A 15911-nucleotide genomic window follows, 5' to 3' on the forward strand; every position below is an offset into this window, starting at 1 on the left:
CAAGGCGAAAAAACAGTTCGCTGATGGTAAGAGTGCTAAAAGTGCTCTATTTTCCTTGATTCTGCGGTTAAACGCTAGCTTTGTCGGGTGTTAAGTCTGTAAATTTATAGATCGCTTCTTGTGACAAGGCTTCATCTGAACTCTTGGCATTAAAATAGAACTGGTTAATTCGCTGCAAAATTTCTTCTTTTTCCATCGCAAATGTACCTTTCGGGTCCGATGTCATGGCCACGATACTGTCAATAAGCTTTTGAATATAAGGATTCGTGGTTGCATAGCTTTTTTCTAAGCTTAAAAGATAGACTTCATTGGCTACATGTAAATAGTTATAAGGGTGTATTTCAACGATTTGAGCCAAATCAATCAGCAGGTCTTTATCATACTGAGACAGCTTCATACGCTTGGGTAAACTGTCGAGCTTGAGGGGTTGTTTGGATTTGAGAAAATCGTCAAGTTGTGTACTTGGAGGATTTAAAACCTGAGCTGAATAAATTTCTATTTCGGGCTGTGTCGGGACCGTGATAAAAAACAGAATATTGTCCAGTTCTATGCCGTAGGACTGAACCAAGTCGAATTTTGTTTGTTGTATGGCATTGAGCAAGATTGAAAGATGGTTAGCCGATTCAGACTTTATCGTAATTTTTATAGAAGATGGATCAAGGTTTAAATGGCCCACTTCATTTACAGATGTCAGTTTGAACTGCGCCAAGTCTTGACTTAAAGCCAGTAGGCTACGATAGCGCCATTTCGACACATTCCATCGATCATGCGCTGCAAGATATTGAGCAGAATATTCATCTTCGGCAAAAATACTACGCTGCGTAGAGACTGCGATATAGTCTATGGATAAATAGGGATTGAACGCCAATGTACATGCGTAAATATGGTCGTCTTGGTGCTGCTCATAGAGTTTGAAAAACTCCTGAATCAGCACATTTTTCAGTGCATTAATTTGATTTTGCATATTTTATTTTTCTTTCTAGTTTTGGAGGTGCTTGATCACCTCATCATTATTTTTTTTACTTTTGTGCATTAAAGCCCGAACTTAAAAGTTCGGACGATAATCAAAATTTTGGCTGGCAGCTTGATCGCGGAAAGGGCGAACCGCTTTTTTACTCAGCAATAGCGTATTAATAATATTGTTAGGAAACACTTGAATGTGGTTGTTGAACAACTCAACGTTGCGGTTAAAAATAGTAATCGCCGCACCGACATTTTCGTTTTGTTCTTCAATTTCATTCATCATTTTCAGATAAATTTCATTGGCTTTGAGCTCAGGATAATTTTCAACCACAACATTCAGGCTGCGCATCAGATCTTGATTTAAGGCTTCAATACGCTGTAATTGGCTGACATCGGTACTATTGACGTTCAAATTCATAATGTTTTGACGGAGTTCAGTGACTTTTGCCAAAGTCCCTTGTTCAAAATTGGAATATTGCTCAACCAAAGGCTGTAATCCATCTAAAATTTTGATTTTTTGACGTTCATAGCTAGCTACATCTGACCATGCACGAATGGTTGCATTGTGATGTCGGACAATGTTGTTGCGAATCATGATTGCGCCAATCACCAATACAATGATGATTAAAACAAAGATCAAAAGCCCCATAAAATTTTATCCTCAAGATAAAAGGTCGTAGTTTAAAACATTATTGTATGAAATCTATTTTAAAAACTGCGTTAAGTCGTTTTTCAAATTTTCTAAAGCATTTAATTTAAAGGTTCTGAGATGTCCACGCAATGCAGAAACATCCTGAATTCGTTTTGCTTTACTACTGACTTTAAATAAATCTGTAGAGCCAAGATAGCACATTATTCGGTGGCTCGGATGAAATAGCAGATCACCTTCACGGTTTTGAAAAAAATCCGCCAGTCGGAGGACAAAGCTCGGGCTGAGTAATTTAGCGATTTCCATTTGGTTATCGCCATAAAACTTTAATTTTTGATTGGTTTGAATATCGCTGCTGTGCCAAGGAAAACTATAGGGATAGCCAAAGTTTTTGCCTGTTGCAGATACGGCAAGCCCATGGATGCCAATATCAAAAACGAATACACCCCACAGGTCTTTATGGATTTCTTTGACCGTGACTTCAGCGCCGTCTTTGTCACGTACTTTCAGTTCATTCACATAGTGATAATGAAAGACCATGACCTGATGCTGTTGCTGATTTTCATCTTCCCAAACGGTGCTCGCAAAGGTCTGAATATCATTCGAAAGGCTGCCTTGCTTAAACACGGGGAACATACGTTTAAGATTGCCAATAAATTGTAGATTATTCAGTGGCATCGAAATGTATTCAGGCTGTCGGTTAAAGGCCAGTTGGTATTTTTTTGCAATGCATTCGGTTTCTAAAAATGCAATTACATCTTCGATCGGATCATCTTTTTCATAGCTGATATACGCCCAAAACACCATGACCAATCCCGCAGCAAAGCAAAGCTGTGCCCAGCCATGATCGGGCTGAATCACAATAAACAGCATGAAGCCGATACCCAGTGCGGCTAAAGCCAGCGGCAGTAAATTTTCAAATTTGAGCGTAATGGGTGCATTCCATGGATGCAGTCCATCGAGGAGCTCTTGGTGTGTTTTTGCGTTTCGGCCTATATCCCATAGCCGAGCAATATTCTGAAAAACCGCAGCATTCTTCTTACGACGAATATGGATGGAGTGCTTTACAGAATCGATCGGCATGGGGACTAAGTCATCGCATGATTATTGATGGTTAATATTATCAATTAACATCGCATCACCATAACTAAAGAAGCGATATTGGCTTTCGACGGCATGGTGATAGGCATTCAAAATATTGTCTCGATTAGACAACGCTGACACTAACATGAGCAGGGTAGACTCAGGTAAATGGAAGTTGGTAATTAAACGATCGACCACTTTGAACTCATAACCAGGGTAGATAAAGATTTGCGTATCACCTGTCCAGCCCTTGAGTTCGCCGCCATTAGCTTGAGCGGCACTTTCAGTCGCGCGAGTCGCTGTAGTACCGACAGCAATGACTTTATTGCCACGTGCTTTTGTCTCACGGATTAAAGCCATAGATTCTTCTGACACGTCACACCATTCGCTGTGCATGATGTGATTTTCAATGTCATTGGTACGTACGGGTAAAAATGTGCCTGCACCCACATGCAAGGTAACAAAGGTTTTATTCACACCTTTGTCTGCCAATTTTTTGAGTAGCGCTTCATCAAAATGTAAGCTTGCTGTTGGTGCTGCAACTGAAGCCAATTTGGTCGGATCGTTAAAAACAGTTTGGTAACGTTCGGTATCAATCGCTTCTGCTTCACGGTTAAAGTAAGGCGGAATCGGTAAAGCACCGTATAAATCTAAAACTTGTAAAATAGGCTGTGAAAATTCCACAACAAATAAGTTTTCATGACGGCCTTGAACGGTCACTTTAACTTCGTCTGGACCAATAAATAATTCCGCACCTTCTTTAGGCGTATTGCTGGCTTTAATGTGGCAATGTGCGGTTTTTGGGTCAAGAATACGTTCAACCAAGACTTCAACTGCACCGCCAGTTGCTCGTTTGCCTTTCAAGCGGGCTTTCATTACTTTGGTATCGTTCAGTACCAATAAGTCACCTTCATTGAGCAAGTCTAAAATGTCAGTGAAATGATGGTCGTGATATTCACCATTGATGTCGAGATGGAGCAGGCGTGATGCACTACGTGTTTCAAGCGGATAGCGGGCAATGAGTTCGTCCGGGAGATTGAAGTTAAAGTCAGAAAGTTGCATGTTTAAGAAATCTGAAAAGGGGGATAATGAAATTTGGCTTAGTATAAGCTTTTTTGGGTTTTAACGCTGAAATTGATGGATTATCCATCTAAAAAATCTTATACGGTTTATTTTTAATCAAATGAGAACATCATGCGTTGACAAGTTTTTGAAACAGTTTATTATACGTTTCAACACCTTCCCGAGGTGGTGAAATTGGTAGACGCGGTGGATTCAAAATCCACTATCAGAGATGATGTGTCGGTTCGAGTCCGACCCTCGGGACCAGATATTTGGAAAAGCCCTCAAGCACTATAAGACTTGAGGGTTTTTTTATGTCTAGAATTAATAACTTATATCAAATCCCTAGAAAATTTTCAATGATTCCATTAGCTACATATCAGGTGGTCACTTCGTAAAATGAGTACCTGAATTTTGTTTGGGTACTCATGGTGGAATCAGATGCTAAGCTTAAATTATTAGATCAATACAATAATCAAATGTGATTGATCGGGTGTCTTATAGGGCTTGTAGTATTTAAAAGATTTATTAACTATCTAAAGCTACTTTGATGACATCTGCAATTGTCTCAGTGTTGACACCTCTTTTTCGAGCATTCTCAGAGTGGAACCAAGTTGCTAAGTCTTTATTGCCTTTAGATGCATTGCAGCCAACACAGCACAATGCAATATTGGTTAAGGTTGTAATTCTTATATCGTTGATAATGTGTTCCCAAGACTTCTTGTTGGCTCTTTCAGTGCCAAACTTTTTGCCGCAATATACACAGCACAGGTCTCGCTCCGAGACCGCATCTTCTATGTGCTTTGGTATTCCCCATGAATTTGCCATTTTAGGTTTTCCTTATTTTATGGCTGTAGTTGAATGAAAAATCCTAACCTTTGATAAATCACATTCATAAAATTTAGAGCAAAGTATTAAATGAAAGAGTTGTCATAACACTATATAAATGAGGGTATAAAAAAACCAGCGCCGAAGCGCTGGTTTTTTTACATCACTAACTTAAGTTAGTTTTGCATCAACTTATTGAGCAGCATCAAGAGCAGCATTCAAAGTTGCGCTTGGACGCATTACAGCATTTACTTTCGCTGTATCTACAGCGTAGTAACCACCGATGTCCGCAGCTTTACCTTGAACTTCAGCAAGTTCTGCAACGATTTTTTCTTCGTTGTCAGCAAGAGCTTGAGCAAGAGGAGCGAATTTCGCTTTAAGATCTGCATCTTCGTCTTGCGCAGCAAGTTCTTCAGCCCAGTATTTAGCAAGGTAGAAGTGGCTGCCACGGTTGTCTAGTTCGCCAGTACGACGTGATGGAGACTTGTCATTGTCAAGCAATTTACCAGTCGCAGCATCAAGCGTATTTGCAAGAAGTTTAGCTTTCGCGTTGTCTTCTTTGATGCCCATTTCTTCAAGAGAAACAGCAAGCGCCAAGAACTCGCCTAAAGAATCCCAACGTAAGTGGTTTTCTTCTACAAGTTGTTGTACGTGTTTAGGCGCAGAACCACCCGCACCAGTTTCGTACATGCCGCCACCAGCCATTAGAGGCACGATAGAAAGCATTTTCGCAGAAGTACCCAATTCCATAATCGGGAATAAGTCTGTTAGGTAGTCACGTAGGATGTTACCAGTTACAGAAATTGTATCTAGGCCACGAGCAACACGTTCAAGTGTATAACGCATAGCACGTACTTGAGACATGATTTGAATGTCTAAACCAGTAGTGTCGTGCTCTTTCAAGTAAGTTTGAACTTTCTTGATGAGTTCGTTTTCGTGTGGACGGTACGGGTCAAGCCAGAAGATCGCAGGCATTCCTGAGTTGCGTGCACGAGTCACAGCAAGTTTCACCCAGTCACGGATTGGAGCGTCTTTCACTTGGCACATACGCCAGATATCGCCTTCTTCCACGTTTTGTGACATCAACACTTCACCAGTTTCTAGGTCGGTGATGTTTGCAACACCCGCTTCAGCGATTTCGAAAGTTTTGTCGTGTGAGCCGTATTCTTCAGCTTTTTGCGCCATCAAACCAACGTTAGGTACAGTACCCATAGTGCGTGGGTCAAAGTTACCATTCCATTTACAGAAATTGATCATTTCTTGGTAGATACGCGCGAAAGTAGATTCAGGCATTACAGCTTTACAGTCGTACTGTTTGCCGTCAGCACCCCACATTTTACCGCCACCACGGATCATTGCGGGCATAGATGCATCTACAATTACGTCATTAGGTGAGTGGAAGTTAGTGATGCCTTTTGCAGAATCAACCATTGCAAGTGCAGGACGGTGTTCTTGGCAAGCATGTAAGTCAGCAATGATTTCTTCACGAAGAGAAGTCGGAAGAGTTTCAATTTTTTCGTAAAGACCAGACATACCATTGTTGATGTTAATACCTAACTCATCAAACAATTTGCCGTGTTTTTCGAATGCATCTTTGTAGTAAATCTTCACACAGTGACCGAAAACGATTGGGTGAGACACCTTCATCATGGTCGCTTTTACGTGTAGAGAGAACAAAATGCCTGCTTCTTTACAATCATCTAATTCTTTTTCATAGAAGTCGCAAAGTGCTTTTTTGCTCATGAACATTGAGTCGATGATTTCGCCGTCTTGAAGCGCAACTTTAGGCTTAAGAACAACAGTTTCACCAGACTTAGTGATCAATTCCATTTTTACATTGCGAGCGCGGTCTAAAGTCATAGACTTTTCGCCGTGGTAGAAGTCACCTTCGTCCATGTGAGAAACGTGAGTTTGTGACCACTGTTTCCATTCGCTCATAGAGTGCGGATGTTTCTTCGCGTAATTTTTTACTGCAGTAGGCGCACGACGGTCAGAGTTACCTTCACGAAGTACAGGGTTTACAGCAGAACCTAGGCATTTGCTATAACGCGCCTTGATTTCTTTTTCTTCCTCAGTCGCTGGGTTTTCTGGGTAGTTCGGAACTGCAAAACCTTTAGACTGTAATTCTTTAATGCAAGCAGTTAATTGGCCAACTGAAGCACTGATGTTCGGAAGTTTGATAATGTTTGTGCTTGGATCTTGGGTTAATTGTCCAAGCTCTGCCAAGTTATTTGGCACCTTTTGTTCTTCGCTTAGGTAGTCTGAAAATTCAGCGAGTACACGTGCTGCAACTGAGATATCGCGTTTAACGATTTCAACGCCAGCAGGTTTAGTAAAGGTTTCAATGATCGGCAGCAGAGAGTAAGTCGCCAATAATGGCGCCTCGTCGGTCAGTGTGTAGATGATAGTTGACTTTCCACCAGCCATATATAGCCCCTTGCTTTAGATTGTGTCTTTGAGGTTCGAGCTTGTGGCTCGCCTCTATGAACCGATTTGCTTAAATAAAACTATGAAAGTATCGGGGTTCATTGCTTTTCAGTCAACGCAAGATCCTGTGATGTGGTCATTTCGTAGAAAAATGATACAAAAGAAGTGCAGTTTGACGCCCAATTTTAGCGCAAAACCGAGAAGGGAAATATTGAAAGCTTGTTATTCATAGCTTAAAGCTATTGAACAATTAAATTTATATCATTTTTTGGGGGCTGATCTGTTCTTTATGGCTCGTTCAAGTTTTAGTTGTAAAGCAAAGCATTTGATAGGTCAAACCGAATGCCTTAACTTTTAGGTGTAGATTTGGTGCGGAAGTTCGAAAATTAGTCAGGATTGTGGACTTTATTAAAGAACGACGTGAGTTTGATGCTCCGTTTGACTTTGAAGGCTCGCGGAATGTTTATGCGATAACTTATATATCTGATGAATAAGGCATGGCACTTTTTCAGCTTCAGTCATTTGGGTGAATGAGTTCATGTGCATTAGAAGCATGAAACGAATCTTTAGCTCAGTTTAATAAAGTAAAAGCGAGCAAGTATGGTTTAATGCTCAAATGACACACACAACTGATAAAAACTAATAAATTAGTCTAATAGAAAAGATTAATAATAGATTCATTTAGTGTAGCTGACTGAAACGAGCATCCTGATGAGCAATCTGGTCATAGAATAGTCATAAAACTCACTATTTTTTGTGATGTAGTTAAAGAAAATTAAACCCAGTTTTTTAGGTCTTATGTAAGTGAATATTTCTTTTGGTCATGTTTTTAGTTTGAATAAAACGCGAAAAGTACGATTTAAAATAAACAGTCAATAAAATTTAAATTAATTTAAGTTTCTAATTTTATTGTTTTAATTTTTGTTTTACCTTTAATGTTATGTTCTTTATAGATATTTTTATTTTCTAATTGGATGAAAGTTCGATTAAATAGCGCATTCGTAAATGATGTTTGTTTTTTTGTTGGGTTTTGTTATTGAGTGTTTGGGCTATTTTTGCTATTAATCTTGAACAGAACAGTTGGTTTTTATCTTTAAGATAAACCCTGAGGAGAGCAACGGGATGGCTTTACGTTTACTGGATATTGGTACACAAACCGAATTATTAACTGCCTGTCGTTTGTCTTTATTGATGGGGGTTTATACGGACGACAACCGCATTGCAGAATTTTTAAAGTTTGCGCGTGGTATTGTGCAAGTCGATAATGCTGTCCTCGCATTTAAAAATGAACCTTATATATGGTATGCGTCAGAGCACATATTTAAGGCCTTTATGGCCGAAGCTGATGATGATCGTCTAGATCAGTTTTTTGCTGAACATTCTCGTATAGACCGAGACGCTGAAAATTACCAAGCTTATTCCAACTATATGCAAGAACTTGGATTAGGGCATCAGCGTCTAGTCGCTTTCGATTTAAAATATGATCAAGACTCTATTGGTAAAGTGATTTTGTTTGATGATCAAGTCACTGCATTTGAAGCCAAACAATTAAAGATCGTTGAAGAATTTGTACAAAGTCTAGTCAATATTATTCAGCTTCGCGTTGAAAATGCTGAATTAAAAGAAGCCTATGAACAGCAGTCGGCACTTAATTTTAGTAAGACTAAATTTTTCCAAATTATTGCGCATGATTTAAGAGCACCTTTTCATGGTCTACTTGGATTTTCTGAAGTTTTGGCACAGGAGCGTCATACCTTAGATGATTCGAGTGTGCAAAATATTGCAGACTATTTATATGACACCACACAATCGACGTATAACCTCTTAGAAAGCCTGTTGAACTGGGCCATGGCAGAAGGTGGTCGCTTTGTTTATCACCCGATTAATTTTGATTTACATCAGTCTGCAAAAATCGTCAGTGATGTTTTAAATAGCTTGGCTGTGAAGAAAAATATTCGACTGATCAATGCCGTGCCTGAAGGCATTAAAGTCAATGCAGATATCAATATGATCACATCAGTGATGCAAAACTTGGTGTCAAACGCATTGAAATTTACCCATACCGATGGTAGAGGTGTGGTGACGATTTCTGCCGAACGAGATGGCGAACGGATTTTATTCACTATTCAAGATACTGGATTGGGGATGACCCAAGCTCAGATTGATGATTTATTTCAGCAAAAACTGACGGTTAGTATTAAAGGTACGGCAGGAGAACGTGGTACGGGGTTGGGTTTAGTCCTTTGTAAACGTTTTGTGGACTTAAATCAGGGTGAAATTGTGGTGAACTCGAAAGAAGGTGAAGGCACACAATTTAAAGTCTGGTTGCCACAGGCGACGAGCCTGCATCAAACCCTAAATACCGAGAGCAGCAGTGCACAGAAAGATGCGACCTTAAAAGATGCGACCTTAAGCGAACTTTAAAGTGCGTCTATTGGTATAAAAGCCTAAAAATACTTTTCCCTAAGCGTTATCAACTGTTATAACTAGAAAAAAATCACGCTAGGGTTTGTGAAATGAATGCGGAGCAATTGCAGAAAACATTACGTGCCAGTCAATATGCTGAACAGGTGCTCGGAATCCATCAGGCCAGTTTAGAACAAGACTATGCAATTGATCAGTTTCAAACCTCGCTCAGTACAGCACAAATTCAACATTTTGTCGCAAGCAGCCTCGCTGATATCCAAGATGAAAATAGCTGGATGCGTGCAATTCGTGTGCTGCGCGCACGCCTCATGTTCCGTTGGATTTGGCAAGATGCCAATCAACTCACCGATGTCGTCACCTTAACTCGAGAGCTTTCAGACTTTGCCGATGCGTCCATCTGTGCGGCAAAAGATTTTGCACTAAAGCCGTTGATTGCGAAATATGGCGAACCGCTAAGCTATAAGGGGAAAGTTCAAGACCTGATTGTGGTTGCCATGGGAAAACTGGGTGCGCAGGAACTTAATCTTTCAAGTGATATTGATCTTATTTTTGCCTTTGATGAACAGGGTGAAACCAACGGTCGAAAATGTATCGATGTACAGCAGTTCTGTATTTTATGGGGCCAGAAATTAATTTACTTGCTTGACCATATTACCGCAGATGGTTTTGTCTTCCGTGTAGATATGCGCCTTCGCCCATGGGGTGATGGTTCTGCCTTGGCAATCAGTCATGCGGCATTAGAAAAATATTTAAGCCAGCATGGACGCGAATGGGAGCGCTATGCCTGGATTAAGGCACGGATCGTCACGGGCGGTAAAGAAGGCGCCGAGTTACTGGAAATGACCCGACCTTTCGTCTTCCGCAAATATGTTGATTACACCGCTTTCGAAGCCATGCGTGAAATGAAAGCCATGATCGAACGTGAAGTGCTACGTCGTAATATCGAAGATGACATTAAACTCGGTGCAGGCGGAATTCGTGAAGTAGAGTTTATTGTTCAAGTTTTTCAGCTCATCTATGGAGGTTCAAAACTCGAGCTGCAAGACCGTCAATGTTTAGTGAGTCTGCATCATTTAGGTGAAGTTGGATTATTAGAAAAAACCGCGGTTGCTGATTTAGAAGATGCGTATTTATTTTTACGTCGTATTGAACATGCGATTCAAGCACTCAATGATCAGCAAACCCAATCGTTGCCACATGAGCCTGAACCACGCCAGCGCATTTTAGATACTTTAGGTTTTGCAACCTGGGATGACTTTTTGAATGTGCTCAATCAGAAACGTGCCAAAGTCATTTACCAGTTTGAACATCTTATTAAAGAAAAAGAACCCGATCCATTACTAGAAAGTTTTAGTCATTTAGAAGCACAGTTAAATGATGTTTTAGATGATGATGCCAAAAATTTAATTCACGAATTTTGGTATGGGCATGCGCTGAAAAAATTACCTGCCAAAGCTGTACAGCGTTTAAAAACTTTTTGGCCACATCTCATTGAAGCGATATTACAGTCAGATAAACCTCAGGTAGCCTTACTACGTCTCATGCCTTTGGTAGAGTCGGTGCTGCGCCGTACGGTCTATTTGGTGATGCTGATTGAGAGCAAAGGGGCATTACAACGATTAGTGAAAATGGCAACAGTGAGTCCTTGGATCTGCGAAGAATTGACGCATTATCCCGTGCTGTTGGATGAGTTTTTATCGATGGATTTTGAGCTGCCAAAGCGTAAAGATTTAGAAGACTCTCTACGTCAACAACTGCTTCGAATTGAAATTGATCAAGTTGAAGATCAGATGCGTGTTCTTCGATTATTTAAAAAATCCAATGTCTTAGCAGTAGCTGCTAGTGATGTTTTGGCCGAAAGCCCGTTGATGAAAGTATCGGATGCATTGACCGATATTGCTGAAGTGTCTGTGAATGCAACCTTGCATTTGGCATATCAAATTGTTGCCAAAAAACATGGCTATCCAATCGATGCAGAAGGGCAACGTTGTTCGATTGATCACACGGCTTTTGCGGTAATTGGCTATGGCAAGGTGGGTGGCATCGAGCTGGGTTATGGTTCGGACTTGGATTTGGTGTTTATTCACTATATGGATGAACAAGCCGATACTGATGGACAGAAACCAATTAGTGGCTTTGAATTTGCCATGCGGGTTGCACAAAAATTTATGTCCTTAATGACCACGCAAACCCTAGATGGCCGAGTGTATGAAGTGGATACACGTTTACGACCTTCGGGAGAGGCGGGGTTATTGGTGACTAGCTTAAAAGCTTTTGAGCAATATCAACATAAAAATGCTTGGGTCTGGGAGCATCAAGCTTTGGTACGTGCCAGAACGATTGCAGGTGAGCACAGTTTGCGGATTGAAATTGAAAACTTGCGTTGCAATATTTTGACTCAGCCACGAGATGAGAACAATGTTCGTGCAGAAGTGCTCAAAATGCGCAAAAAAATGAAAGACCATCTAGGTTCTTCTAAAGAGCAGCAAAAAGAAGGAATTTTTCATTTAAAACAAGATGCAGGTGGTATCGTTGACATCGAATTTATGGCACAGTATGCAGTATTAGCATGGAGTGGGTCGAATCCCGATCTCGCCCATTACTCTGACAACGTACGAATCCTTGAGGATGCCGCAAGAACGGATTGCTTATCCAGCGCCGATGCGACAGCATTGATTCAAGCTTATCTCCGTGAACGAGCCGAGAGCCACCGTTTAGCACTTGCGAATCAATCCATGCAAGTTTCAGCTGACGATTGGCACGATACCCGAGTGGTCGTTTGCAAGCTATGGCAAAGATTAATTGATCCAACTGCAACGTTTGCATTGGATAAAAATGACTGTGTATAAAAATTTGGAGTGTGTGCCATGAACTTGGCTGATCGTGATGGTTTTATTTGGCAAGATGGACAATTGGTTGACTGGCGTGAGGCAAAAACTCACGTATTAACACATACATTGCATTACAGCATGGGTGTGTTTGAAGGCGTCCGTGCTTATGAAACTCCGAATGGAACGGCTATTTTCCGTTTAAAAGAACACACTAAGCGTTTATTGAATTCTGCAAAAATTTATCAAATGAAAGTCCCATTTGATCATGCAGCATTAGAACAAGCTCAAATTGATGTGGTTCGTGAAAACAAATTGGCTTCTTGCTACCTACGTCCAATTATTTTTATTGGTTCAGAAAAATTAGGTATCGCAGCAACTGACAATACCATTCATGCCGTTGTTGCTGCATGGAGCTGGGGTGCTTACCTTGGTGATGAAGCTATGGCGAAGGGTATTCGTGTTAAAACGTCTTCATTTACGCACCATCATCCAAACGTGACCATGTGTAAAGCAAAAGCATCTGGTAACTATACTTTGTCCATTCTTGCACACCAAGAAGTGGCACATGCTGGCTATGACGAAGCAATGTTACTCGACCCACAAGGTTATGTATGTCAAGGTTCAGGCGAAAACGTATTCTTAGTTCGTGATGGCGTGATTCATACTCCTGACATCGCGGGTGGTGCACTTGATGGTATTACCCGTCAAACCATTATTACGATTGCGAAAGACCTTGGTTTTGAAGTGGTTGAACGTCGTATTACACGTGACGAATTCTATATCGCTGATGAAGCATTCTTCACAGGTACTGCTGCTGAAGTGACGCCAATCCGTGAATATGATGACCGTCAAATTGGTGAAGGTTGTCGTGGTCCAATCACTGAGCAAATCCAAACTGCATTCTTTAATGCGGTTCAGGGTAAAGACCCTAAATATGCGCACTGGTTAACTTACGTAAAATAAGCTGATCGGTTAAGATGAAAAGGCGAAACTAAGTTTCGCCTTTTTTATTGGCTTGAAGACATTGAATTTTTGGGAAAGTGACTATGCATATTGTTTATGTCAGTGATGGTAAAGCAGGACATCGCTCACAAGCTTTGGGTTTATTTAAAGCCATGCAGCGCCAATCTCAGGAAGCAGTCACATTTCAAGAAATTTCAATTGATGATTTGCCTATAGTGACACTTATTTCTGCGCTATTTAGCCATCAGCTTCATGCCGTAGAACACGAGCCAACTTATATTTTTGGCGTCGGCAGCCATACACATTTTCGAGTATGGCTGTTAGGCAAAGTGTATAACAAAGCCAAAACTATTATTTTAATGAAGCCAAGCTTGCCGTTTGCATGGTTTGATTATGCAGTAATTCCACAGCACGATGGTATTCAGGCATCAAATAAAGTACTGACCACACAGGGTGCGTTAAATCCTATTGTGAATGAGGAGCGGCATCAGCATGGTCGAATCCTGATCGCTTTGGGTGGCTCGTCAAAACGCCATCAGTGGAATGCAGCTAAAGTACTTCATGCAATTGAACAGATAGTCGAGCAGAATCCAAATTCAGAAATCATTTTGACCACTTCACGGCGCACACCACAAGCGTTTTTAGCAGAATTAAAACAGTTAAAGAATATTGAAAAAGTACAGATTTTCCCAGTTGAAGACACCCCGCAAGGTTGGATTTTTGAAGAAATGCAAAAAGCCGAAGCGGTTTGGGTAACTGAAGATAGTGTTTCAATGATTTACGAGGCTCTCACCGCGGGTTGTAAAGTCGGGGTGATTGAAGTGGATCGGTTGAAGGAAGATCGGATTACCAAGTCTGTAGATGAAATTTTAAAACAAGGTTTGGTGTCGTTACAGACCACTTTAACTGATTTGAATCTCGCTACCGAATTTAAAGAAACTGACCGTATCGCCAAAAAGATTGTACTCGGTCCCTAAAGTATAGATAATACCCGACGAAAAATTTCTACCAACATTTCAGTCTAACTAGACAATGTTTGAATAATATTAAAGGGTTGTCAGGTCATGCTAAAAACCTATTTGTTTCCGCTTTTACTTTCGATTGGGTTTTGTATTGGCTTAGGTTTTTGGGACTATTTATCTGAAATCAAAGATGCTCCTTTATTCTTTGTTTTGGTTCTTTCGAGTACGTTTTTTTTCATTGCTGTAAAACAATTACATAGTCGTATTTTTAAGTACATTTTCCTTGCGCTGTTTTTTGTCATTAGCTTGTATATTGCAAGTGGGACGGGGTTCTTACAAGGGCACATGTCTTTGGGAATCGTGGCATCGATGTTCCAAAGCAATACCAATGAAGCCTTTGAATTTTTATCTGTAGTTAATCCTAAATATATTGTTTTTGCCTTAATTATTTTTTTAAGTCTCTGTTTTTATATTTTATTTTTTAATCAAGCTAATCAGGGAAATTATCGCAAGCTGATTTTGGCACTTATCTTTATTGCTAACGGCGTCAGTGTGTTTGGTGTTCAAACTGCACTGGCGACGGTTAAATATAAACAAGAAGAGGCCAAGCTCCTTGAAGATAATGTGCAAGATGTCGATTGGCAAATTCAGCAGGTGAATGCTAGCTATGATAATCAAGTGATTATCATTGGTGAGAGTGTTCAGCGAGATCATTTATCACTTTACGGTGCGAAAGAAGATACCACGCCTTTTTTAAATCAGATGCCACTAGATGTTGTAGATCATTACATCGCGACAGCACCAAATACGGTAACCAGTCTGACTCGAACGCTGACTTTGGTCGATCAAAACCGTGAACCTCAAATTGCAAAAAATGTGGTGACGCTTGCAAAACAAGCTGGCTATAACACCATGTGGATTTCAAATCAGGGATTTATGGGGAAAAATGATACGGCAATTTCTAAAATTGCGATTCATGCCGATCATCAGTTTTTTCTGAAAAGTGGTAACTATATGTCGAGTAATATTGATGACGACAAATTGGTCGAAATATTACAGGCCCAGTTAAAAAAATATGCTAATCAAAAAAATGTAATTTTTATTCATATGATGGGTTCACATCCGGATGCTTGTGAACGTCTGTTTAAGGCACCACGTATGTATGCGAATAAACCTGAAACGATTAATTGTTATTTATCTTCGATCAATAAGTTGGATCACTTTATAGAACAGATATATACCTCTTTGAAGGCTGATCAGCGTAGTTTCAGTGTGACCTATTTTTCTGATCATGGTATGACCGTGGATGAAGATTCATATCATGTAGATAATGAATTTAAAGATAATTATCAGGTTCCATTTTTTGTATTACGTAGCGATGCGCAGGCCAAAAACCACTATAACAAGACTGTGAGTGCCTATGATTATATGCATATTTATGCAGATTTATTGGGGGTGAAAACACCATTATTAGATCCTAAAAAATCGTTGGCGAATATCGAAGACAATCAAAATGTCACCGTTTTTGATTGGGATGATTATGTGCCATATAAAAAATTAAATGAAAGCGAAGCGCAATGATTTACAGCAAAAAATAAAAATGAATTGATTTTTTTTGTTTTATTTGTAAGTCTTAGCAGAATTGATAAATCACTTTTAATTTGTTGTTAGAGGTTATTTATAATTGAATTACCCAGGTAAGATTAAGAAAGAAAT

The 15911-nt window shown here is 40.1% G+C and carries 11 protein-coding genes and 1 tRNA gene; 6 read left to right on the top strand and 6 right to left on the bottom strand.

The window, feature by feature from the left end; translation table 11 throughout:
- Positions 1-67: 67 nt before the first annotated feature.
- The 4 genes from FTU12_RS11860 to queA form a co-directional block, all read right to left on the bottom strand.
- The gene (locus FTU12_RS11860) at positions 68-964 is read right to left on the bottom strand and encodes a DUF4303 domain-containing protein (protein WP_180114440.1); all 897 of its coding nucleotides are present in this window, start codon (positions 962-964) and stop codon (positions 68-70) included.
- A gap of 81 nt (positions 965-1045) precedes the next feature.
- The gene (locus tag FTU12_RS11865) at positions 1046-1612 is read right to left on the bottom strand and encodes a LemA family protein (protein WP_180114441.1); all 567 of its coding nucleotides are present in this window, start codon (positions 1610-1612) and stop codon (positions 1046-1048) included.
- Positions 1613-1666: 54 nt separating this feature from the next.
- On the bottom strand, positions 1667-2695 hold the full coding sequence (locus FTU12_RS11870) for a hypothetical protein (protein WP_180114442.1): 1029 nt from the start codon (positions 2693-2695) through the stop codon (positions 1667-1669).
- A gap of 21 nt (positions 2696-2716) precedes the next feature.
- On the bottom strand, positions 2717-3757 hold the full coding sequence (gene queA / locus FTU12_RS11875) for a tRNA preQ1(34) S-adenosylmethionine ribosyltransferase-isomerase QueA (RefSeq protein ID WP_180114443.1): 1041 nt from the start codon (positions 3755-3757) through the stop codon (positions 2717-2719).
- Between the two features lie 180 nt (positions 3758-3937).
- Between queA and FTU12_RS11880 the strand changes: the two genes are divergently transcribed.
- Positions 3938-4024 (top strand) — tRNA-Leu (locus tag FTU12_RS11880).
- Positions 4025-4285: 261 nt separating this feature from the next.
- On the opposite strand, the gene FTU12_RS11885 is transcribed toward FTU12_RS11880, so the two are convergent.
- Both FTU12_RS11885 and FTU12_RS11890 read right to left on the bottom strand, forming a co-directional pair.
- A complete protein-coding gene (locus tag FTU12_RS11885; protein WP_168378735.1) occupies positions 4286-4585 on the bottom strand; it encodes an HNH endonuclease in 300 nt (99 codons plus the stop codon).
- 192 nt (positions 4586-4777) lie between these two features.
- Positions 4778-7012, bottom strand: coding sequence for an NADP-dependent isocitrate dehydrogenase (locus FTU12_RS11890; RefSeq protein WP_180114444.1), 2235 nt, complete (start codon positions 7010-7012; stop codon positions 4778-4780).
- Between the two features lie 1122 nt (positions 7013-8134).
- Between FTU12_RS11890 and FTU12_RS11895 the strand changes: the two genes are divergently transcribed.
- The 5 genes from FTU12_RS11895 to FTU12_RS11915 all read left to right on the top strand — a co-directional run bounded on the left by FTU12_RS11895 (position 8135) and on the right by FTU12_RS11915 (position 15776).
- Positions 8135-9436 carry a sensor histidine kinase KdpD gene (locus FTU12_RS11895; protein ID WP_180114445.1) on the top strand — a complete coding sequence of 434 codons (1302 nt, stop codon included), beginning with the start codon at positions 8135-8137 and terminating at the stop codon, positions 9434-9436.
- 92 nt (positions 9437-9528) lie between these two features.
- Entirely contained in the window at positions 9529-12288 is a 2760-nt protein-coding gene (gene glnE / locus FTU12_RS11900) for a bifunctional [glutamate--ammonia ligase]-adenylyl-L-tyrosine phosphorylase/[glutamate--ammonia-ligase] adenylyltransferase (RefSeq protein ID WP_180114446.1), read from the top strand.
- A gap of 18 nt (positions 12289-12306) precedes the next feature.
- Complete coding sequence (locus tag FTU12_RS11905; protein WP_078191262.1) at positions 12307-13233, top strand: branched-chain amino acid transaminase; 927 nt, start codon at positions 12307-12309, stop codon at positions 13231-13233.
- Between the two features lie 83 nt (positions 13234-13316).
- Entirely contained in the window at positions 13317-14210 is an 894-nt protein-coding gene (locus FTU12_RS11910) for a mitochondrial fission ELM1 family protein (RefSeq protein ID WP_180114447.1), read from the top strand.
- A gap of 87 nt (positions 14211-14297) precedes the next feature.
- Positions 14298-15776: a phosphoethanolamine transferase gene (locus tag FTU12_RS11915; RefSeq protein ID WP_180114448.1), complete on the top strand. Its 1479-nt coding sequence runs from the start codon at positions 14298-14300 to the stop codon at positions 15774-15776.
- Positions 15777-15911 lie beyond the last annotated feature (135 nt).

It is taken from the genome of Acinetobacter sp. YH12063, assembly GCF_013419715.1.
In the GTDB taxonomy this organism is placed as follows: Bacteria; Pseudomonadota; Gammaproteobacteria; order Pseudomonadales; family Moraxellaceae; genus Acinetobacter; species Acinetobacter amyesii.